Consider the following 20,943-nt stretch of genomic DNA (forward strand, 5'->3'; position numbering starts at 1 on the left):
GGCNCAAACTCGCTNCGCTCAAACATGCCCAGCCGACTGCCCCCCGCCTGACAAGGCAGGTTCGGCGGGCTCTACGGGCCGGCATGGCCTTTGTCCAGCGATGCCCGGCTCGCGTAATGTTCCACGCTCAAGACAGCAGCATCCAAGGATAGGCGCTCCTGCTACTGTGAGTCGTGAACGAAACCCTGAATAATTTATCCTGCGTGTTTCTCGGTTACCCCGAAATCTGCACGCCGATCCAGAATAACGCCGCCGCCAACAGCATCGAAGCCGGCAAGGTCAGCACCCAGGCCAGCAGGATATTGCGCACGGTACTGCCCTGCAGGCCGCTTCTGTTGGCAATCATCGTCCCCGCTACCCCGGACGACAGCACATGTGTTGTGGAAACGGGCAAACTGAATACGTTAGCCATACCGATGGCCGCCACGGCCGTGAGCTGTGCCGACATGCCTTGTGCGTAGGTCATGCCTTGTTTGCCGATCTTTTCGCCGACGGTCAGCACGACGCGACGCCAGCCCACCATTGTGCCGATCCCCAGGGCCAGGGCGACTGCCACGATGACCCAGAGCGGTGCGTATTCCGTAGTGGCCGTGAGGTCCGCGCGCAGTCGATGCAGGTCTGCGCGATCGCGGCTTTCCAGACCATCGAGGGCCGCGACTTTCTTGGCCGTGTCGTCCAGGCACAGCAGATAGCGGCGCACCGTGATGCGTTTTTCGGGTGAGAGTTCGTCGTAGTGTGTGACACCCTGCAGATCGTTTTGCAAAGCGTCAATCGTGGCCAGCGTCAACTGCGGATGGCAGTGAAACTGTTCGGGCAGATCCGTGCTTTCGTTCTTGTTCTTGGAGATGGCCAGGAAGTCATCCAGGGTGGGTTGATGCCGTAGATAAAACGCGCTGAGGTGGGTTGCGGCATCGCGCGTACGGTCGATCTGATAGGACGTGCTGTTTTCGTTCAGCACAAACTGCGCGGGCACGATGCCGATCAGCACCAGCATGATCAGGCCTATCCCTTTTTGGCCGTCATTCGATCCGTGGACAAAACTCACCCCCATGGCCGACAGCACCAAAATCAGACGATTCCAGAAGGGAGGGTGCTTTTTTGAGTCGAGTTCGCGGCGCTGCTCCGGCGTTTTGTGCATTTTGGAGGCAGGCCACCAGCGCTTGAATAGCAGCAGCAGGCAACCCGCGACCAGAAAACCCGCGATGGGCGAGGCGACGAGCGACAGGCCGATGTCGATGGCCTTGCCCCAATTGACGCCTGCGGCGATCGGCAGATCGGTCATCAGGGCATTGGCCAGGCCTACCCCCAGGATCGAGCCGATCAAGGTATGCGAGCTGGACGCCGGGATGCCGAAATACCACGTGCCCAGATTCCAGGCGATGGCAGCTGCCAGCATGGCAAACACCATGGCGAGCCCGCGGCCGGTGTCGACATTGATCAGCAGTTCGACCGGCAGCAAGTGGACGATGGCATAGGCAACGCCGACGCCACCCAGTAATACGCCTAGAAAATTGAAAATCCCCGACAGCATCACAGCCAGATGCGGCGGCATGGCCTTGGTGTAGATGACGGTGGCGACGGCATTGGCGGTGTCGTGAAAGCCATTGATGAATTCGAAGGCCAGTACGAACGTCAGGGCCAGCACCAGGCTGACGCCAATCCAGAAATCCAGACCAGAGAAGAGATGAAACATGGGAGGGGGGTAGTTGGGGCGGTGAGCGTAGGCGCAATTATTGCAGATTTGTGACCAGCAACTGACTGCACCTCTGAATGGGCGAAGGGGACCAGATTTGTTGTAACAGGGGGGCGGTCTCCATAATGCGATAGCATCGCTCTTTCTTCCTTTTTTCCCTGCCTGCTGCCATGTCCACCTCTGCCCAGCCTCTCGCCCGCCGCCATTCCGACGACCTCCTGGTGGGCTTGGTCTCGATTTCCGATCGCGCCTCGTCCGGTGTTTATCAGGACGAGGGCCTGCCTGCCTTGCGGGATTGGCTCGGGACGGCGCTGTCTTCGTCCTGGCAGGCGTCCGAACGCCTGGTTCCTGACGATGCCGCAGCCATTTCCGCCGCGTTGATTGAGTTGGTGGATGTGGTGGGCTGCGATCTGGTCTTGACGACGGGCGGCACCGGTCCGGCCCGCCGCGATGTCACGCCAGAGGCCACGCTGGCGGTGGCCACCAAGGAAATGCCGGGTTTTGGTGAGCAAATGCGCCAGGTCAGCCTGAAATTCGTTCCCACTGCGATTTTGTCGCGGCAGGTCGCTGTGATCCGGGAAACGGCGGACCATGCCGCACTCATCATCAACCTGCCCGGCCAGCCCAAAGCCATTCGCGAAACCCTCGAAGGCCTTCGCGATGCGTCGGGTGGCGTGGTGGTGCAGGGCGTTTTTGCCGCCGTACCCTATTGCATCGATCTGATTGGCGGGCCGTATTCGGAAGCGCATGAATCCGTGGTGAAAGTCTTTCGACCCAAGTCGGCATTGCGCAAGCCCGTTGCCTGAGTCCGCTCGCAAAGCGAGGCGGTTCGCGATCGGTGGCGCTGTGAGCCCCGGCCGGGCCGCCTGCCTTGCGGCTCGACGATTGCCGGTCGGTGCGATACGCCATGACCTTGCGGGCATACCCGACGCGTCATGTGTCGACTGCGTGCAGACCGTGCGGCATGTGTTGCGCTATAGTTGCCCGGGTCCTGTTTTTTCTTGGAATACTGTGTCATGAATGTGAAAGTCCCTGTGCTCCTGGCTTGTGTCGGTGCCCTCGCGGGTTGTGCTTCGGTCAAAGACATCACTGCACGCGACCCCGTGTTTTATGGATCGACAGCGCGTCCGGCAGAGGAGTATGTGCAATGCGTGGAGTCCGCCTGGAAGGGGCAGGGCACGAACGCCGAGCGGCAGCCGGTGCGTAATGGCTACGAGCTGGTCGTGCAGGGCTCCATGGGCGTTGAGGCTGTGCTGACGGCGACGACATGGAAAGGCAAGACCGACGCGAGTCTCTCGACGCGCATTCAACGCGCGAGCACCGCGTTGGCCGAGGCTGCGAACCTGTGCCTGTAAACATGGTGAATTACCGCACGATGATGCAAGGGGTGGTTCGGCATAGGAAGAGCCGCACAACGCAGGCAGGGGCGACTCGTCAGTTGCCTGGCCGCCGCACTATCCTGCAACGGTTTGCTCGTCTGGCTAGCCAGGTGGCGTTGTTGGCTGCGGTTTGCAGCGCGTCGGTGGCTCAGGCGCAGGGCTACATCAGCCGCACGCTCAATGTGCCTGTGCCAGGCGGCGTGGCTGTGGTGCCCTTGGGGACTGCAGATCAAGCCCCTCAGGCCAGCTTCAATGGCCATCGTGTCATGGTCATTCGCGACAGCGATCAACAATGGATCGCCGTGGTCGGGATTCCTCTGGGCACCAAAACCGGGACACAAACGTTGCAAGTGCAGGGCCGCCCTGCGGCTCAGTTCAATGTCGGGACCAAGGAATACGCCGCGCAGCATATCACGCTGAAAAACAAACGGCAGGTATCTCCCAATCCCGATGATCTGAAACGCATTGAACGCGAGCTTGAGGAGCAAGTTTCCGCCTATCGCATCTATCGCGATGGCGTGACGCCCAGCAATGTGATTCTGGATCGTCCGGTGGCCGGGGGCCGTTTGTCCAGCCCCTTTGGATTGCGGCGGTTTTTCAATGGCGAAGAGCGCAATCCCCACTCCGGCCTGGATTTCGCCGTGCCTACCGGAACGCCGGTGAAAGCACCGGCAGCCGGGCGTGTCGTTCTGGTCGGGAATTTTTTCTTTAACGGCAACACGGTTTTTGTCGATCACGGGCAGGGCTTTATCAGCATGTTCTGCCACTTGTCGGCGATCGACGTCAAAGTCGGCGACGAGGTCGCACGCGGCGCCGTGGTTGGTAAAGTCGGCTCTACGGGGCGCGCCACAGGGCCCCATTTGCACTGGAACGTCAGTCTGAACGATGCACGGGTAGATCCGGCAATCTTCATCGGCGCGTCGTCGTCCGCCCGATAGTTTTGAATTGATGGCGGCGCAGGAGCACCTGTGGGAATACTACACGCGCGTGGCATTGCAGCGTGGTGCGCAGGCCTCGCGGAACTCGGACCGGAAGATCCGCTATGCCGAGGCCTATCAGCGCGTGTTCCCTCAGGTGACTGGGGAACTGGCCTGAGCGGTGGGCACAGGGACGCGCCGCCGCATGAGTGAGGCGCCATCACAGGGGTGATGGCAAGTGTGATGCGCGCTAGGGACGAGCATCACTGAGTCCACCAGCGATCAAGATCACGTCGAGGGAACGAACAAGTCGTCAACCTGGACGCAATGGTGATCGGTGATGCTTAACGGTGATAATTGCGTTGCGGAGGACGGGGCGTGCTGGGCGCGCGCTCGTCTTTATGACGGAAATTGATGCGGCCCTTGGTCAGGTCGTAGGGCGACATTTCCAGGGTGACTCGGTCGCCTGCCAGGATACGGATACGGTGTTTGCGAATACGGCCGGAGGCGTAAGCGCCGACTTCGATGCCGTTGTCCAGGGTGACGCGATAGCGGCTGTCAGGCAGCACTTCGTCAACAATGCCGTCTAGTTCGATCAGTTCTTCTTTTGCCATGTATGACTCTCCTAGGTCGATGCGCACGCAGGTCGGGTCACGACATACGCGCCGCCCGCAGGCGGCAAACGCGGGGGCCCAAGCAGGCTTGGGCCGCGATGGAACATAAACATGTCCCGGCGGGTTCGGGTACAGGCCGGATTTCCTGGCGGAACCCGGGATGGGTACTCATGCCACTGGGGCAACATGCGCGCGAGGCGCGGCTTGGTCGCGATGCCGTGCAACATGCGCGTCACCGGAAGAAGCGGGGTAGTGCGGGCTGTGCTTGATAATACCGATGCCTCGTCGGGGATTATGCCTTGGCAGGGACTTTATACACAGAACAACTAGACATAATACGCCAATCCTGGCTATTTGACCAGGGTTTTCCCGTATTTCGTTTCCGGCTAGGCAGGGCCGGCTTCCGGGTATTGGGGCAAATCGTCCTTGATGTCGTGCCACGGCGCCTTGCTGGCGACGTACACATGGCTCGTGGCCTTGATGCCGGGATCGTCATCCAGCGCGCCCAGCGGCAAGCCATAGATTTCCGGAGTCTGGTCAAAGCGCGACAGCAGCGGCGTGCCGCAAGCGCTGCAAAATCCTCGATAGCTGCCGGGCGATGAGCTATACCAGGTGACATGGTTCTCCCCGCGCGTCCAGGCAAAGTCTTTGGCTTGCACGGTGGCGCGGGTGCGAAAGGCCGAGCCATGAGCCTTGCGGCACATGACGCAGTGGCAATTCACGGCTTGAGTCAGCGGGCCGGTGATTTCGTAGGCGACACGGCTGCACAAGCAGGAACCTTTCAACATGGAACGCTCCGGGATGAGTAGGAACCCTAATATATACCTGGGCTTGGGTCAGGACGCCAGAGGCGCGGTCATTGCTACATGACGGTTTGGTTGCAAAAGCCCTCTACGTCACTGTTTTCGGGGCGTCGGCAGTCTTTCTTCAGTCATCACCCTGTCACCGCCGCTGCACAGAATGCCGCCAATGGTTCGATAAGGGGATTTCCTATGACCTATGCGATCGAGGTGCGCGGCCTCAGCAAGTCTTTCCGCGAGGGCGTCAAGGCGTTGGACGACGTCAATCTGACCGTCGCGCCTGGCGAAATGGTGGCATTACTGGGGGCCTCCGGCTCGGGCAAATCGACATTGCTGCGCCATATGGCGGGTTTTGTGGCGGCTGATCGTGGCCACAACCATGTCATCGTCAATGGGCAGGCCGTACAGCGCGATGGCCGGATCAATACGCGGGTGCGCAGCGTGCGTGCTGGGATCGGGTTTGTTTTCCAGCAGTTCAATCTGGTGGGCCGCTTGCCGGTGATTACCAATGTGTTGACCGGTATGTTGCCGCGCGTGCCGACGTGGCGCAGTCTGTTGCGTTATTTTCGCCGCGATGAAGTGCAGGCCGGGCTCGATGCATTGGCCCAAGTTGGTATAGACGACTATGCCTTTCAGCGTGCATCGACCCTGTCTGGCGGACAGCAGCAGCGCGCCGCGATCGCCCGCACTTTGGTGCAAAACGCCCGCATCATCCTGGCCGATGAGCCGATTGCTTCGCTCGATCCGGAGTCTTCGCGCCGTGTGATGGACACGCTCGCGCATATCAATCGCACCCGCAAAGTGGCGGTGGTGGTGTCGTTGCATCAGGTCGATGTGGCGTTGCGTTATTGCCCGCGGGTGGTGGCGCTGCGCCACGGCCGCGTTGTGTACGACGGCCCCGCTGCGGCACTGACGGAAACCATGTTGCATCAGTTGTATGGCGCCGACGCTGCGGAATTGCTGCCCCAAGAAAACGAGCGTCCAGTTGCGCAGCCCGCTTTGATTACGCCACGGCCCTTGGCGGCCGCGGCCTGAGTTGCATCCTATTCCCTCACGGAGTTTTTACTCATGCTACGCAGAACTTTTCTTGCTCTCGCCGCGACGGCGGCATTGTCGTCCGGCGCGTGGGCACAAGACGTCAAGCCGCTGAACTTCGGTTTTATTTCCACCGAATCGTCCACCAATCTGAAAGCCGCCTGGCAGCCGTTGATCGATGATCTGAGCAAGGCGATCGGCGTGCCCGTCAAACCGTTTTTCGCTTCGGATTACGCAGGCATCATCGAAGGCATGCGCTTTAACAAAGTGCAGCTGGGCTGGTTCGGCAACAAGTCGGCCATGGAGGCGGTAGACCGCGCGCAGGGCGAGGTATTCGCCTCCGTCGTCGACAAAGACGGCAACCCGGGTTACTGGTCTTTGCTGCTGGTCAACAAAGACAGCAACCTGCAGACGCTGGACGACGTGCTGAAAAACGGCAAACAGCTGAGCTACGGCGCAGGTGATCCCAACTCGACCTCGGGTACGCTGGTGCCGGGTTATTTCTTGTGGGGCGCCAATCACATCGAGCCCAAGACGTTCTTCAAATCGGTGCGCGCTGCCAACCACGAAGCCAACCTGCTGTCTGTGATCAACAAGCAAGTCGATGTGGCCATCAACAACACCGAGATGCTGGAGCGTTATCGCCGCAATACCGGCAAAGACGCGACCGAGTCGGTGCGTATCCTGTGGAAGTCGCCGTTGATTCCCGCCGATCCCATGGTCGTGCGCAGCGACGTCCCCGCGGACATCAAACAGCGGATTCAGGCGTTCTTTGTGAACTACGGCACGGGCCCCGACGCCGAGCGCCAGCAGAAGATTCTGGCCAACCTGACCTACAAGGGTTTCCGCTCATCCAGCAATGCGCAACTGGTGCCGATCCGTCAGATGGAGTTGGCTAAAACCAAGCTCGGCATCGAGCGCGACACCACGCTGAGCGAGGCCGACAAGAAAGCCAAGGTAGCCGAGTTGGATCGTCAATTGGCTGAACTGGACAAGCTGGTTGCTAAACAACAGTAATGGGTATCACGTGCACCGGCCTGCACGTGCAGGCACGGTGCGCGCGAAGAAGTATGGCGATGCGGTCTGATGGCATTGCGCAGGTGGACGATGTGCCTGCTTCGCGGACTTCGCGAATAGATGTTGAGGCGAACCTGCCTATAAGAGTCGATTGACTCGATTTTCTCGTGTACGGATTTTTTACCGGATATTCTTCTTATGAGCGCTGTCTTGTCCTCTGCCCGTCATCGCGCTGCCGCGCGGTCTTCTTTGCCCAGTTTGTTGGTGTGGGCGGTGGTGTTGGCGCTATTGATGCTGTCATGGCGCGGCGCGGACATGCGTCCGATGGACCTGGTGACGCAATCCAGCAATATGGCGGCCTATGCCGCGGATTTCTTTCCGCCGAATTTCCGCGATTGGCGCATGTATTTGAGCGAGATGCTGGTCACGGTGCAAATCGCCTTGTGGGGGACTTTTCTCGCCATCGTGGTCGCGGTGCCGCTCGGTCTGCTGTGTTCGGCGAATATTGTGCCGGCCTGGGTTTATCAGCCTATGCGACGCTTGATGGATGCTTGCCGCGCGATCAACGAAATGGTGTTCGCCATGCTGTTCATCGTGGCGGTGGGACTGGGGCCTTTCGCCGGGGTGCTGGCGTTGTGGGTGCATACGACGGGCGTGTTGGCAAAGCTGTTTGCAGAAGCCGTGGAGGCTATTGATCCGCGTCCTGTGGAAGGCGTGCGCGCGACGGGCGCCAATGCGGTCGAAGAAGTTGTCTACGGCGTCATCCCCCAGGTCTTGCCGCTGTGGATTTCATTTGCGTTATACCGCTTTGAGTCGAATGTGCGTTCGGCTTCGGTGGTCGGTATCGTTGGTGCAGGCGGCATCGGCACGGTATTGTGGGAAATCATCCGCAGTTTTCAATATGCCGAAACCTGCGCGGTGATGATCATCATCGTGGCCTTTGTCGTGGTGATCGATCTGCTGTCGGCGCGTATCCGCAAGGCGTTGATTTAGTTCGAGTGGGGGGCACGCCCCCTACGCGTTAAAGCCGATCCTTGTCAATAAAGGAATTGGTCAAAATACCCGTATCCCGCTGGCGTCCGCCCTGTGCGCATCCCAGCGGGATATGTTTTTGTAAATAGGACGGAACTACAGCTCACCCCATTGTTACCTATGCTCACGGAACGGAGAACGGATCTCCCGTGCCGTACTGTGCAACTGGAGACGACATAATGGGTGCTAAGTTCCCCGCTGGCCTGCGTATGCGGCCGCTTGCTGTATTGATCGGTGTGGCTTTGGCCAGTGGCATGTTCAGCCGGCAGGCGAATGCCAACTGTGACGTGAATGGAAATGATGTAAATTGCACCGGCACCACGACGACGACGGTCCAGGTCGGGGCCGGCGGCAACTTGAGCATCGCGACCGGGGCGAGTGTTTCGGTGACGGGGCAGCAGACAAAAGCGGTCAACGTGATCGGCGGTGGTAATACCATCACCAATAGCGGCACGCTCTCCAGCGATCAGATGCCGGCGATCTGGTTTGATACTGGGTCAGGCTCGACAAAGAACGTAATCAACAATAACGGCACCATAACGACGGGCGTTATCAACAGCGATGGCTCTCTCGGAAGCGTTATCGGCAGCGCGCACGATATCGACGTGGAGTTCAATAACAATTTCACTGGGGTCATCAATGGCAGCGTGATCTTCGCAGGGGGCAACGACAATCTCGATCTCGATCCGGGCTCGAAAATCACCGGCGATATAGACGGAGGCCAGGGCAACAATCAGTTGTTTCTAGGCTCGGATATCAACTCCCAAGACACCTTGACGAGCAACGTCAAGAATTTTCAAACGCTCTTCGCCAAGGGACCAGGCACGTGGACGATGTCCGGAAACATCGCCGAGAATGATGATGGCTCTCTGATATCGATCCAGGTGGGTCCTGGCACGCTGGTGCTGACGGGGGACAGCAAAGCCATCGGCTCGGTGCAAATCATCGCAGACGCCACCTTCGAAACAAGCGCACAAGGCCTGTTGGGTGACATTGCTATGGTCGCCGACGATGGCGCTACTGGCGGCAAAATGGTCTTTGCGCAGCCAGACGACGCCACCTATTCAGGCACGGTGAGCGGCGCCGGATCGGTGACCAAAACCGGGGCCGGCACGCTCACGCTGACGGGGGACAACACCCATACCGGCGGCACGACGGTCTCAGGCGGCACGCTTGCCGTCAATAAAGATAGCGCGCTGGGCGCTAACAACGGCGCTCTCACGCTAGACGGTGGCACCCTGCAATTAACCAGCAGTGTCGACTTGTCGCCAAGCCGTGCGATCAACGTTACCGCGAACACCGGCACGATTGAAACAGTGGCCGGCGTAACCAGCACGATCGGTCAAGGCATCGGCGGTGGTGGCGCGTTGACTAAAAGCGGCGCAGGCACGCTGACGCTTACCGGCAATAGCACCTATATGGGGGGCACAACGATCGCTGGCGGCACGCTGCAACTCGGCGACGGCGGAAATACGGGTGACATCCAGGGCGGCGTCCACGTCCAAGCAGGCGGGGAGCTCGCTTTCAACCGATCCGATACGGTTACTTATTATCGTGTGATCAGCGGTGAAGGCTCTGTGACTCAACAGGGTACCGGCACGACAATTCTGACGAATACGAATTCCTATACTGGCGGAACGCTCATCTCCGACGGCACGCTTCAGCTGGGCGACGGCACCGAGGCGGCGGGTGGCATTGCCGGCGACGTGACCAATAACAGCAAGCTGGTCTTCAACCGATCCAGTGCCGTCACGTTTGACGGCGCCATCAGCGGCAGCGGCTCGGTGACGCAACTGGGCGGTGGTACCACGACGCTGACCGGCAACAATAGCTATCGCGGCGGTACGATCATCTCGAACGGTGCGATTGCCATCAGCGCAGACAGCGCGCTGGGCGACGCCGGGGGAGCGCTCACGTTGGACGGCGGCGCGCTCGCGCTAAACAGCAGTATCGATCTGTCGCCGACTCGCGCGATCAGCATCACCACGCGCAACGGTACGATTTCGACAGCGGCGGGCACGACCAGCACTGTGGGGCAGGCGATCACGGGCGCGGGCACGCTCACGAAAAGCGGTGCGGGTGCGCTTATCCTTGCCGGCGATAACCAATATAAGGGCACCACAATTACCGGCGGCGTACTGCAGGTGGGCAACGGCAACGCGACGGGGCATATCAAAGGCTACGTGGACATCAGCGCCGGCAGTGTGCTTGCTCTCAATCGATCCGATGATGCATTCCAGTTTGATGGCGTGATCAGCGGCGACGGTATGTTGGTCCAGCAGGGCAGCGGTACCGCTACCCTGACCGGCGCCAATACCTATACCGGCGGAACGGCGATCAATGTCGGCACACTGAGCGTCACGGCCGATTACAATCTCGGCGCGGCGTCGGGCGGGCTGACATTCGACCGCGGGACGTTATTGAATACAGCCGGCTTTACGACAGCGCGCGACGTCACCCTGTCGGCCGGAGGCGGTACGTTCAACACCGCTGCGGCGCTCGTCCATACCGGCTCGCTTTCCGGCAGCGGTCCATTGACCAAAGCCGGCGCTGGCGTTCTCACCTTGGCCGGCAATAACGACTACAGCGGCGACACACAAGTACAGGCGGGAACGCTGATGGTCAACAGCACGCTGGGTGGAACGGCCACCGTCGCCTCTGGCGGCTCGCTGGGCGGTGTGGGGACGGTGCTGGGTGCGGTCACCATTAACTCGAATGGCACGCTGCTCGGACACCAGGGACAAGTGTTGACGTTCGGCAGCGATCTTACGCTTGATGATGGCGCCTTTATTAATGTCGCCCTGGGTGCGCCCGAGGCTGCCGGTCTGTTCGAGGTAAAGGGGGACCTCGTGCTCGACGGCCAGTTGAACGTTTCTGATCTCGGTGGTTTCGGCGCGGGCGTTTATCGGCTGATGAACTACGACGGTGCGTTGACCGACAACGTATTGACCGTCAGCACAGTTCCTACCGGCGCGGATGCCGCAAAGATTCAAGTGCAGACAGCCGTGGCTAACCAAGTCAATTTGATCAACGACACCGGGGTGACGCTCAACTTCTGGGATGGCGCAGCGGACTCTAACAAGAACAACGGCGCGGTCGATGGCGGTGACGGGACGTGGAATAGTTCGAATCTGAACTGGACCGCGGCGGATGGCGTCGTTAACGGATCTTGGGTAAACGGCCAATTCGCGATATTCCAAGGCGAACCCGGCACCGTCACGGTCGACAGCAATAGCGGTATCGGGGTGTCGGGTATGCAGTTTGCAACTGACGGCTATCGTATCCAGGGCGGGGCGATCAACATTGACGGTGCGCCGGCCACTATCCGCGTCGGGGATGGCAGCGCTCAAGGGGCCACCTTCACAGCTATCATAGATTCCGCGTTGTCAGGATCCGGCACCTTGACCAAAACTGACTTAGGCACCTTGGTGCTGACGGGCAACAATACCTATGTCGGTGGAACGACCATCTCGAGCGGCACGCTGCAACTGGGCAATGGCGGTGCAACGGACGCCATTGCAGGCGACGTGACCAATAACGGCGTGTTGGCTTTCAACCGTTCCGATAATGTCACGTTCGACGGTGTCATCAGCGGCAGCGGCTCGGTGGCGCAGCTGGGAAGCGGCACTACAACCCTGACGGGCGGCAATAGCTATCTCGGCGGTACGACCATTTCCAATGGCGCGATCGCGATCAGCATAGACGCAGAAAACACCGACAGCGCGCTGGGCGACGACCGAGGAGCGCTTACCCTGGACGGCGGCACGCTCCAGTTCAACAGCGGGATCACGCTATCGCCGAATCGCGCTGTCAGCATTACCGCACGCAACGGTACGATTGCGACCGAGGAGGGCACCATCAGCACGGTGACGCAGGCGATTAAAGGCGCCGGCGCACTGACCAAAAGCGGGGCAGGCACGCTTACACTTGGAGGCGCAAACACCTATAGCGGCGGCACGACGATTTCGAGCGGCACGCTGCAACTCGGCACAGGTGGGGCGACGGGCAGCATCGCGGGCAATGTCGTCAATAATGGCGTACTGATGTTCAACCGTTCCGATAACGTCGCTTTTGATGGTGAAATCAGCGGCGCGGGCTCGGTGGTCTTGCAGGGCACCGGTATCACGACTCTGTCGGGCGCAAACACCTATAGCGGCGGTACGACCGTCAATGCGGGCACGCTGGCCGTTGGCGCAGACGATAATCTGGGTGCGCCTGCCGGCACGCTGACATTGAACAACGGGACCTTCGTCAATACAGCCAGTTTTACGATGGCGCGCGACGTGATGCTCGCACCGGGTGGCGGTACGTTCAATACCGCTCATGCTCTGACGCTTAACGGCACGCTGTCCGGCAGCGGTCTGCTGACCAAGGCCGGCGCTGGCGTCCTCACGCTGAACGGGAATAGCGGCTACGGCCAGCCCATAGGCGTTCTAGCGGGCACGCTGATGGCCAATGGCACACACGGCGTGATCACGGTCGACGCGGGCGCCACGCTAGGCGGCACGGGGGTCATACGCGCGGCGGTCTTCTCCGGAGACGGCATTCTGTTGGGGCGGCAAGGCCAGGTACTGACATTCGAGGACAGCCTGTTGTTTGGCGGTCGTGCGATGATTAACGTCGAGCTCGGCGCGCCCGAGAGCGCGGGGCTATTCGATGTAAAAGGCCATCTGGAACTGAACGGCCAACTGAATATTTCCGATCTGGGCGGCTTCGGCCCCGGTATCTATCGATTGTTCAATTACGGAACCATGGTCTACCACGGCCTGGACATCGGCACCGTTCCGGCTGGGATAGATCCCGCCGGCCTCACTGTGCAAACGGCTCAGGCCAATGAAGTGAATCTGATCAACACGACAGGGGTTACGCTGCATTTTTGGGATGGCGCAGATCCGGCGAATCAAGACAACAACGTCGTAGATGGTGGCAATGGTACGTGGAGCACCGGCAACTCGGCGTGGACCAACGGGGACGGCAGCGAGAACGGTCAGTGGATCAACGGCAATTTCGCAGTGTTCCAAGGCCAAGCCGGCACGGTGACGGTGAACAACGACGGCGTTTCGGTTTCCGGCATGCAGTTCGCCAACGACGGGTATCAAATCCAGGGCGGTCCGATCGGGCTGGCGCACCAGGAGACGATCATACGTACCGGGGCAGGCGGTATTCAGGGCGCAGACGTGACGGCCACGATCGCGTCGGCGCTGACCGGAACGGGCGGCTTGACGAAAACCGATCGCGGCACATTGGTGCTGACTGGCACCAATACTTATGCCGGCAACACCACGATACGAGGAGGCACGCTGCAGCTGGGCGATGGCGGCGCGGCCGGCAGCATTACGGGCAACGTAGCGACCGCCCACGATGCCAGACTGGTTTTCAATCGTTCCGATGACGCGTTTGTGCTGGGCGGCACGATCAGCGGTGCGGGATCGGTGACACAGCAGGGCAGCGGCACGACGACGCTCACAGGCGAGAACACCTATAGCGGCGGCACCTACATTTCCAAGGGCGTCTTGCAACTCGGCGACGGTGGTGAGCGCGGCAGCCTCACCGGCAAAGTGACGACTGCCGAGGATGGGGCGCTTGCCTTTAACCGGTCCAATAACGCGACGTTCAATGGCGCGATTACTGGCGCCGGGTCGGTCATCCAGCGCGGAAGCGGCACGACCATTCTGACGGGCGGGAATACCTACAGTGGAGGGACGAGCATCACGCATGGCACGTTGCAGCTGGGCGATGGCGGCACCACTGGCAGCATTCTGGGGAATGTCGACATTGCCGATCGCGCGGCGCTGGCTTTCAATCGTTCAGATACGCAGCGGTTTGACGGCTTGATCGCTGGTTCGGGGCAAATCCGGCACATCGGTTCAGGCCAGACCACACTGACGGCAAACAGCTCTGGATTCACGGGCACGACCATCATCGAGCGCGGCACGCTGGCGGTCAACGGCAGCCTTTGTGGCGGCATGAACGTCGGCGCGGACGGACGGCTGCAAGGGACCGGCACGGTGTGCGACACGACCAACAACGGCACGGTGGCCCCAGGCAATTCGATCGGCACCTTGACGATTGCAGGGAACTACGTGGGCGCTGGCGGCACGCTGGAGATGGAAGCGGCGTTGGGTGGTGACAACTCGCCAACGGATAGATTGGTGATCACCGGCGACACCTCGGGCACCACCAACGTGCGTGTAATCAATGACGGCGGCGTCGGTGCGCAGACGGTCGAGGGTATCAAGCTGATCGATGTAGGCGGAAACTCCGCTGGCGATTTCTCGCTGACGGGAGACTACGTCATACAGGGGCAGCAAGCCGTCGTTGCCGGCGCGTATGCCTACACCTTGCAGAAAGACGGGATAAGCACGCCTGATGATGGCGACTGGTACCTGCGCTCGTCACTGCTGCCCTCCGGGGGCGGCAACAATCCGCAACCCCCCTCATCGGGCCCGCTGTATCAGCCCGGTGTGCCCGTCTACGAGGCATATCCGTCCGTGCTACTCGGCCTGAATGGCTTGCCGACTCTGCAGGAGCGCGTGGGCAATCAGTATGGGCATTCGGGTGACAGTACGACGCCGTCCGAGGCTGCAGGCCAGTACACGCGGTCTGGTCCCGTAGACGGTGCGTGGGCACGCGTGGAGGGCGTGAACAGCCGCTTCGAGCCCAAACACTCCGCTACCGGTATCACTACCCACACCGACCAGTACAAAATTCAGGTGGGCGTGGATCACTCCTTGGCCGAGAGCCAGGGTGGACGTCTGGTCGGTGGCGTCAATGCGCAGTATGGCAATGCGTCGTCCAGTGTCGATTCGTTCTACGGCAAGGGCCGGATCAACGCCGATGCCTACAGTTTAGGCACGTCGCTCACGTGGTACGATGACAACGGCGTTTACGTGGACGGTCAGGCGAAACTGAGCTGGTTCAGCAGCACCTTGTCATCCCGCACCTTGGGCCGCGGCCTGGCCAAGGATAACGACGGCTTTGGCTACGCGTTGGGCGTGGAGACCGGCAAACGTATTGGGTTCGGCAACGGATGGGGCGTGACGCCGCAAGCGCAATTGCAGTATTCGTCGGTAGACTTCGACAGCTTTACCGATCCCTACGGTGCGCGGGTTTCGCTGGAGAGCGGCGACAGCTTGCTGGGACGTGTAGGCGTGGCGGCAGATCATCAGGATGTGGTGCGAGACGCGATGGGCAAGGTCGTCCATCGACGCAGCGTCTACGGCATTGCCAACCTGTACTACGAAATGCTCGACGGTACGGCCGTCCGGGTGGCAGGTGGCCGGATCGCCAGTTCCGATGATCGAGCCGCTGCGGGGCTCGGGGCAGGCGCCACGTATAGTTGGGCCGACGACAAGTATGCTGTGTATGGAGAAGTGATGGCCAAGACCAGCTTGGAAAATTTCGGCGAAAGCTACAGCTATAGCGGTACCGTCGGTCTGCGGATGCGATATTGATCCGATAGGGTTGGCTGTCGTGGCCCGCATGTCATTCGACATGCGGGTTTTTTTCGCCAGTGCGTCTCGCATCGGCGTACTGATGCAGTCTCAGGCCGGCAGCAGACTGCGCGCGATTTTCAGTAATTGCCTGGCGGCGTCTTCCGGCGCGGTATTGTTGGGCAGCGAGCTGACGGAGCAGGTGGCCGGGATGGGGTAGGGCTGCACCGCTTTTTCCAGGCGCGCCTGGATCTGCGCCAGCGTTTCGCGGCCACGTTGGCGCAGACGCGCGGCCAAGACGTCGGGATGGGTCGTGACCTCGATGGCTGTCAGATGGGGATAGCGCGCGTGAGCCAAGGCCAGATGCGCGCGCGAACCGTTGATGATGACGACGGCGTTACCCGCCAACCACGTATCGATCTCGATGCCGATCCCGTAATGCAAACCATGGCTATGCCAGTGCAGTGCGAAACAACCCAGATCGATGCGGCGTTGGAACTCGGCGTTGCTCAATGCGACCGAGGATTCGTCCGCACTGCTGGGCCGAGTGATATAACGGTGCGCGACCAGTACAGGCTCGTCAGGTTGCAGTGTGGTGCGCAGATGGCGCAGCAACGTGTCTTTTCCGCTGCCGGAAGCGCCCATGAGGTAAAGCAGCCGTTGTCCGCGCTGTGCCTCCTTGGTGACTGAGGGTGCGGCCGCTGGTGCGATGAAGATAGGGTCCATGCTTGTTCGTGTTGGCTAGGGGCGGAGTACGCATTTCGTGCCTGTGGGTGAGCAGGTGCGGATGCGCTGTGGCAGAGTCGTCGCACTCACGCGTACTGAGCATCAACCTGCGTCTCGAGGAGCGGTGCGCCAGCCCCGTCACGCGTTGTGCCATCAAAACCGTAGTGGCGCGCCACCACAAAGTCTGCGCCCCGTTCGGGCTCTACGTAGAGGCTGACAGCATTGACGGGCATAGGGCATCGCAAGGCAGCATTTTCCAGAACATCGAGCTGGGCTTGCGCTTCACGCATTGCCGTGTCGTCCAATTGCCCCGTCAACGTGATGTGAAAGGTAAACGTATCGAATGCATAGGGATAGCCCCAGCGATCGAGCATCTCGCGTTGTGCGGGGCTGAGGCGTTGCGGTTGGCGGCGTGCCAGATCGGCAGGCTCGGGCGGTGCACGAAACGCATCGAGGTCGGCAACGGCGGCACTGGCCAGCGCGTTCATTCGGGATAGGGCATGTTTATCGTCGATGCACCAGGCCAGAAAACCGCGCAGGGATTCGCGTCGCAACGGGATGCCGAAAGGCGTTTGTTTTGCAGCGAATGCGCGCACCGCCTGGTCCAACGCGGCAGCGTTTTGCCCATCGCGCAATCGAAACGGAGCCTTTAGCGTAGCGTGCAGCCCATAGCGGCGTGGCGCGCGGGTCCATTCATCCACGCGCGGATCGGCGCTCTGCACGCGAGGCAGGAGTGCGCCGGTGTCTTCGCAACGACCGAGCCAACGACGACCTAAATCGCGCCACGCGCCCACTGGGGCCAGATATAAGGCATAACGATAAGCAGGGCTCATGACTATGTTCGTGTTCGAATGGTGAAGCGCCGGTTGTCTACGTGCATCGAATGAACCTGATTTACAAGTATTGCCTTTGCATGGCTGATCTTATTTACGCCGCGAGGCGCTCAGCCTCGGTCGAGTCAAAGCGACGTGCCGCATAACGCAACACGCCGCCGACAATCGCCGCGCAGACGCGGGGCAGGCCCGGTACGCTGTCATCCACGATGATGGCGTCGGCCGCTTGTCCCGCCGCCAGCGATCCTCGATCAGTCAGTCCCGCCGCGCGGGCTGGGTTGGCGGAGACGAGGTCCCAGGCTTTTTCCAGCGGAAGAATGTTCTGTTCAACCAGACGCAGCGCTGCGGTCAAGGGCGCGGGGTAGTAGTAGTCAGACGTGAGAATGTCGCACAGGCCAGCGCGGATCATCTCGGTGGCATTGGGCGCGTTGGTATGGCTGCGGCCACGCACGACGTTGGGCGCGCCGAATACCGTGGCATCACCCAGGTCACGCGCCAGGCGTGCGACATCGGTTGTGAGCGGGAACTCAGCGACGCGGCAACCCAGTTGATGGTAATAGCGACGAGTGGTCGGGTCGGGGTCATCATGAGAGGCCACACTCAAGCCCGCCGAGCGCGCGCACTGCGTCAGATCGCGCATCGCGTCGGCCACCTCATTGGCGCACGACAGTGCCTGGCGAATACGCGCCTGAAACGTATCCAGGTCGCACTCCGCGCGGTCGGCATATTGCAGAAGCTTGCGATCATCTCCCAGACGGCGCGCCATGCCGGGCAGGTGATCATTGAGCGCCAGAAACTGGACGAGGCCGGCACGTATCCATTGCTGCGCGATCTCGACGCCACCAATATGATGCGTCTCAAAACGCAAGTGCACGTGGTGCCGAGCCCCCATCGCGGCCTGCATGCGTTCCAACGATTCAAACATCCGCTCGGCATAAGTTTCGCCGCGCAAACCGCCTTCCCACGACAGGGTGACACCATGAAACTCGGTCGTGATACCGTTGGCCAGCAATTGCCGGTCTACGTCGTGGAGCGCAGCATCATAAGGAAAAGTCACGCCGGGCCGGGGCATGATGGCGCGCTCAAAAGCATCGCCGTGCAGATCGATGATGCCGGGCAAAACCAATAAATTGCCGGCATCCAGCCACGACGCGCCCGTGGCGGGCGAGCCGCTCGTGTCAGCGATACGGCCGTCGTGAAAAGTGAGTCGGCCACGGGCCAAGCCGGCGGGTGTCAGTAAACGCTGTCCGGAAATGCCCGTCAGCGCTGCGCAAGAGGTGGGTATCGAGTTCATGCTCATACCTTATCGAGCGACTATGACAACTGGATGTCTAGATGAATTTTTGTGGGCGATGATCGTGGTATTTGGCGGACGAGGTTCAAGCCGTGTCGTTGGCGATGACCAGTTGCACCGAGTCGCCGCCAAAACGTGTGAGGCTGTACTGCAATGGCGTGCCGTCGCTGTCCACATTCAACGATTCGACTTGCAGGATCGGGCGGGTTTTGGGCTGGCTCAGCAGCCGCGCGACCTCGGCAGACGGCAGTATCGCGGTAATGCGCGACCATTTGCGTGTGTAATCGGTCACCCCGTAATGGGCGTACGCGCGCGAGATGGATCGCAGCGTGCGCAGCCGATCGGCAAAATCGGGGAAACGGTTTTCGTCGATGTAGTGGTCCGAGACGTCAATACAACGATTTTCGGCTTTACCCAGCGATTGCACGCGCAGCAGCGGGGCGGTGCGCGCCAGTTCCAGGTGCCGGGCGATGTCCGCGGCGCGCAGGCTCTGGCAGCCTATGACCTCGATATGGCCGAGCACGCCTTGATTCAACAGGTTCTCGGAAAAACGCGTACGGCGGCCGATGGCATAGTCGATCGCATGCTCTTGCACAAAGGTCCCGCGGCCTTGTTCAATGCGCACTAATCCGCCTTGCTCCAATTCGCTCATGGCGCGTCGGATGGTATGGCGGTTGACCGAAAATTTGGCGGCCAGCTCTGGCTCGGTCGGCAGGCGCTCACCCGGAGCATAGAGTTTTTTGCGGATGTCTTCCGCCAGCAGTTCGCCGATTTGTCGCCAGACAGCGACGCCAGAGCCTCGTTCGACCATATTAAAAATCCGTTCCCGTAATGGCAGCTTCATGTTGCACGGCCATGATTGTGCATCAGCCGCGAGCCGATGTAATGCCAGCGTCGCATCGGGGCCGCGTGTCATAAAAAATTCACGCGCCGGTGTTTTACTGAGCGCTGTTCCAGATTATATTTCATCCAGTCGTCTAGACGTATAGATAACAAGCGCACGCCATTTCGCCTTTTCTATTCGTTATCTCGACCCGTCTGCTCTCACTGGAAACCCTACCTATGTCTGCATTGACTCAATCTTCTACGACTTCTTCGCCGCCCGACGCGGCTGGCAGCCGCGCTGCCTGGATGCGGGTCCTGGCGCTGGCTGAGCCCGCCGCGTTGGACCAGGCCGTCAAAACACTGGGGCCGTTGCCTGCGCACCGAGCACTACGGGCACCGGAGCGCGGCATGGCGATGGTCCGTGCGCGCAGTGGCGGCACTGGCGCGCAATTCAATCTGGGTGAAATGAGCATCACGCGCTGTGCCGTCACGCTCGAGGGCGGCATCATGGGCGTGGCGTATGTCCAGGGACGCGAACGCCAGCATGCCGAGCAGGCAGCGATTCTGGATGCCTTGCTGCAGCGAGACGATTGGCATGATCGCATCCAGTCGCAGGTGATTGCGCCGTTGGCCCAGGCGCATCATGAGCGCGCGCAGCATCGCGCGCGTGTCGCCGCGCAAACGCAAGTGGAGTTCTTCACGATGGTGCGGGGGGAAGACTGACATGTTGACGATACCGACTCCTGTACCGAGCGCGCCGCCTGCGGCCGGCTTCGCCGATACGGTGATGCAGTCGCAGCAGACATTCCGTGCGGCCCTGCAGGCTCTGGCTCATCCCGGCAGCATTCACGATATTGCCGTCGAATGCGGCGTGCCGCCTGGGCTATCGCTGGGGATGACGGCCATGTTGCTGGCGCTGGCCGATGTGGACACTCCTGTATGGCTGCCGGCCGAGACAGATGAAGCTGTACGCCACTATTTGCGGTTTCATTGTGGATGTCCGCTGGTGAACGAGCCGATGCAGGCGCGTTTCGCCGTGGTGCCTGCGGGTCACATGGCCCCCAGCCTGGCGCAATGCGATCCCGGTGACCCTGCTTATCCCGATGCGTCTACGACGTTGCTGTTCGAGGTCGAGTCGCTGAGCCATGATCCGGGCGCGGCCTCGGTCGTGTTGAGCGGTCCCGGTATTGCGGGTCAGCGGACATTGGCGGTGACCGGTTTGCCGACAGATTTCTGGATGCAATGGCGGGCCAATCACCAGTTGTTCCCGTTGGGCGTGGATGCATTTTTGATTCGGGGCAGCCAGTTGTGTGGCCTGCCTCGTACTGTAATAGCGGAGGGCTGA

At 60.6% G+C, this 20,943-nt stretch carries 16 protein-coding genes and 1 pseudogene; 10 read left to right on the forward strand and 7 right to left on the reverse strand.

Translation table 11 applies throughout. The annotated features are described in order from the left end of the window. Positions 1–214: 214 nt before the first annotated feature. The gene (locus ACNA0I_RS23840; RefSeq protein ID WP_415808511.1) at positions 215–1,693 is read right to left on the reverse strand and encodes an inorganic phosphate transporter; all 1,479 of its coding nucleotides are present in this window, start codon (positions 1,691–1,693) and stop codon (positions 215–217) included. Positions 1,694–1,863: 170 nt separating this feature from the next. Here ACNA0I_RS23840 and mog point away from each other — a divergent pair, with 170 nt between their 5' ends. From mog to ACNA0I_RS23860, 4 genes and pseudogenes are all read left to right on the forward strand, one after another. Next, entirely contained in the window at positions 1,864–2,499 is a 636-nt protein-coding gene (mog, locus tag ACNA0I_RS23845; RefSeq protein ID WP_415808512.1) for a molybdopterin adenylyltransferase, read from the forward strand. A gap of 210 nt (positions 2,500–2,709) precedes the next feature. Then, complete coding sequence (locus ACNA0I_RS23850; protein WP_415808513.1) at positions 2,710–3,048, forward strand: hypothetical protein; 339 nt, start codon at positions 2,710–2,712, stop codon at positions 3,046–3,048. Continuing rightward, positions 3,039–4,010: a peptidoglycan DD-metalloendopeptidase family protein gene (locus ACNA0I_RS23855; protein ID WP_415808514.1), complete on the forward strand. Its 972-nt coding sequence runs from the start codon at positions 3,039–3,041 to the stop codon at positions 4,008–4,010. The genes ACNA0I_RS23850 and ACNA0I_RS23855 overlap by 10 nt, the downstream gene beginning before the upstream one ends. Continuing rightward, positions 4,009–4,167: pseudogene (locus ACNA0I_RS23860) on the forward strand (PIG-L domain-containing protein); the annotation flags it as partial. The gene ACNA0I_RS23855 and the pseudogene ACNA0I_RS23860, both read left to right, overlap by 2 nt. Positions 4,168–4,333: 166 nt before the next feature. Here the strand turns inward: ACNA0I_RS23860 and infA are convergent. Both infA and ACNA0I_RS23870 read right to left on the reverse strand, forming a co-directional pair. Then, positions 4,334–4,603 (reverse strand): translation initiation factor IF-1, encoded by a 270-nt coding sequence (gene infA, locus ACNA0I_RS23865; protein WP_415808515.1) that lies wholly within the window; start codon positions 4,601–4,603, stop codon positions 4,334–4,336. 386 nt (positions 4,604–4,989) lie between these two features. Next, positions 4,990–5,391 (reverse strand): GFA family protein, encoded by a 402-nt coding sequence (locus ACNA0I_RS23870; RefSeq protein ID WP_415808516.1) that lies wholly within the window; start codon positions 5,389–5,391, stop codon positions 4,990–4,992. Between the two features lie 204 nt (positions 5,392–5,595). Here ACNA0I_RS23870 and phnC point away from each other — a divergent pair, with 204 nt between their 5' ends. The 4 genes from phnC (at position 5,596) to ACNA0I_RS23890 (ending at position 15,941) form a co-directional block, all read left to right on the forward strand. Next, positions 5,596–6,438, forward strand: a complete 843-nt coding sequence (gene phnC, locus ACNA0I_RS23875; RefSeq protein ID WP_415808517.1) for a phosphonate ABC transporter ATP-binding protein — start codon at positions 5,596–5,598, stop codon at positions 6,436–6,438. 33 nt (positions 6,439–6,471) lie between these two features. Continuing rightward, positions 6,472–7,455 (forward strand): phosphonate ABC transporter substrate-binding protein, encoded by a 984-nt coding sequence (gene phnD / locus ACNA0I_RS23880; protein ID WP_415808518.1) that lies wholly within the window; start codon positions 6,472–6,474, stop codon positions 7,453–7,455. A 198-nt stretch (positions 7,456–7,653) separates the two neighbouring features. Next, positions 7,654–8,448 (forward strand): phosphonate ABC transporter, permease protein PhnE, encoded by a 795-nt coding sequence (phnE, locus tag ACNA0I_RS23885; protein ID WP_415808519.1) that lies wholly within the window; start codon positions 7,654–7,656, stop codon positions 8,446–8,448. A gap of 218 nt (positions 8,449–8,666) precedes the next feature. Next, on the forward strand, positions 8,667–15,941 hold the full coding sequence (locus ACNA0I_RS23890; RefSeq protein WP_415808520.1) for an autotransporter-associated beta strand repeat-containing protein: 7,275 nt from the start codon (positions 8,667–8,669) through the stop codon (positions 15,939–15,941). Between the two features lie 90 nt (positions 15,942–16,031). On the opposite strand, the gene phnN is transcribed toward ACNA0I_RS23890, so the two are convergent. From phnN to phnF, 4 genes are all read right to left on the reverse strand, one after another. Then, positions 16,032–16,646: a phosphonate metabolism protein/1,5-bisphosphokinase (PRPP-forming) PhnN gene (gene phnN, locus ACNA0I_RS23895; protein WP_415808521.1), complete on the reverse strand. Its 615-nt coding sequence runs from the start codon at positions 16,644–16,646 to the stop codon at positions 16,032–16,034. Between the two features lie 86 nt (positions 16,647–16,732). Continuing rightward, entirely contained in the window at positions 16,733–17,479 is a 747-nt protein-coding gene (locus ACNA0I_RS23900; RefSeq protein ID WP_415808522.1) for a DUF1045 domain-containing protein, read from the reverse strand. A gap of 94 nt (positions 17,480–17,573) precedes the next feature. After that, positions 17,574–18,773, reverse strand: coding sequence for an alpha-D-ribose 1-methylphosphonate 5-triphosphate diphosphatase (locus tag ACNA0I_RS23905; RefSeq protein ID WP_415808523.1), 1,200 nt, complete (start codon positions 18,771–18,773; stop codon positions 17,574–17,576). Positions 18,774–18,858: 85 nt separating this feature from the next. Continuing rightward, entirely contained in the window at positions 18,859–19,584 is a 726-nt protein-coding gene (gene phnF / locus ACNA0I_RS23910) for a phosphonate metabolism transcriptional regulator PhnF (RefSeq protein ID WP_415808551.1), read from the reverse strand. A 251-nt stretch (positions 19,585–19,835) separates the two neighbouring features. Between phnF and phnG the strand changes: the two genes are divergently transcribed. Together phnG and phnH are read left to right on the forward strand one after the other, a co-directional pair. Then, on the forward strand, positions 19,836–20,321 hold the full coding sequence (gene phnG / locus ACNA0I_RS23915; protein WP_415808524.1) for a phosphonate C-P lyase system protein PhnG: 486 nt from the start codon (positions 19,836–19,838) through the stop codon (positions 20,319–20,321). Between the two features lies 1 nt (position 20,322). After that, positions 20,323–20,943, forward strand: coding sequence for a phosphonate C-P lyase system protein PhnH (phnH, locus tag ACNA0I_RS23920; protein ID WP_415808525.1), 621 nt, complete (start codon positions 20,323–20,325; stop codon positions 20,941–20,943).

Origin of the sequence: Bordetella muralis, from assembly GCF_965139205.1 — a bacterium.
GTDB lineage: Bacteria > Pseudomonadota > Gammaproteobacteria > Burkholderiales > Burkholderiaceae_B > Bordetella_A > Bordetella_A muralis.

Excerpts from the sequence above, each read along its gene's own strand:
- ACNA0I_RS23890 (WP_415808520.1), top strand. The coding sequence starts at position 8,667 with ATGGGTGCTAAGTTCCCCGCTGGCCTGCGTATGCGGCCGCTTGCTGTA.
- phnC (WP_415808517.1), top strand. The coding sequence starts at position 5,596 with ATGACCTATGCGATCGAGGTGCGCGGCCTCAGCAAGTCTTTCCGCGAG.
- phnD (WP_415808518.1), top strand. The coding sequence starts at position 6,472 with ATGCTACGCAGAACTTTTCTTGCTCTCGCCGCGACGGCGGCATTGTCG.
- phnF (WP_415808551.1), bottom strand. The coding sequence starts at position 19,584 with ATGGTCGAACGAGGCTCTGGCGTCGCTGTCTGGCGACAAATCGGCGAA.
- mog (WP_415808512.1), top strand. The coding sequence starts at position 1,864 with ATGTCCACCTCTGCCCAGCCTCTCGCCCGCCGCCATTCCGACGACCTC.
- ACNA0I_RS23840 (WP_415808511.1), bottom strand. The coding sequence starts at position 1,693 with ATGTTTCATCTCTTCTCTGGTCTGGATTTCTGGATTGGCGTCAGCCTG.
- phnH (WP_415808525.1), top strand. The coding sequence starts at position 20,323 with ATGTTGACGATACCGACTCCTGTACCGAGCGCGCCGCCTGCGGCCGGC.
- phnN (WP_415808521.1), bottom strand. The coding sequence starts at position 16,646 with ATGGACCCTATCTTCATCGCACCAGCGGCCGCACCCTCAGTCACCAAG.
- phnE (WP_415808519.1), top strand. The coding sequence starts at position 7,654 with ATGAGCGCTGTCTTGTCCTCTGCCCGTCATCGCGCTGCCGCGCGGTCT.
- ACNA0I_RS23900 (WP_415808522.1), bottom strand. The coding sequence starts at position 17,479 with ATGAGCCCTGCTTATCGTTATGCCTTATATCTGGCCCCAGTGGGCGCG.
- ACNA0I_RS23850 (WP_415808513.1), top strand. The coding sequence starts at position 2,710 with ATGAATGTGAAAGTCCCTGTGCTCCTGGCTTGTGTCGGTGCCCTCGCG.
- ACNA0I_RS23870 (WP_415808516.1), bottom strand. The coding sequence starts at position 5,391 with ATGTTGAAAGGTTCCTGCTTGTGCAGCCGTGTCGCCTACGAAATCACC.
- infA (WP_415808515.1), bottom strand. The coding sequence starts at position 4,603 with ATGGCAAAAGAAGAACTGATCGAACTAGACGGCATTGTTGACGAAGTG.
- ACNA0I_RS23905 (WP_415808523.1), bottom strand. The coding sequence starts at position 18,773 with ATGAACTCGATACCCACCTCTTGCGCAGCGCTGACGGGCATTTCCGGA.
- phnG (WP_415808524.1), top strand. The coding sequence starts at position 19,836 with ATGTCTGCATTGACTCAATCTTCTACGACTTCTTCGCCGCCCGACGCG.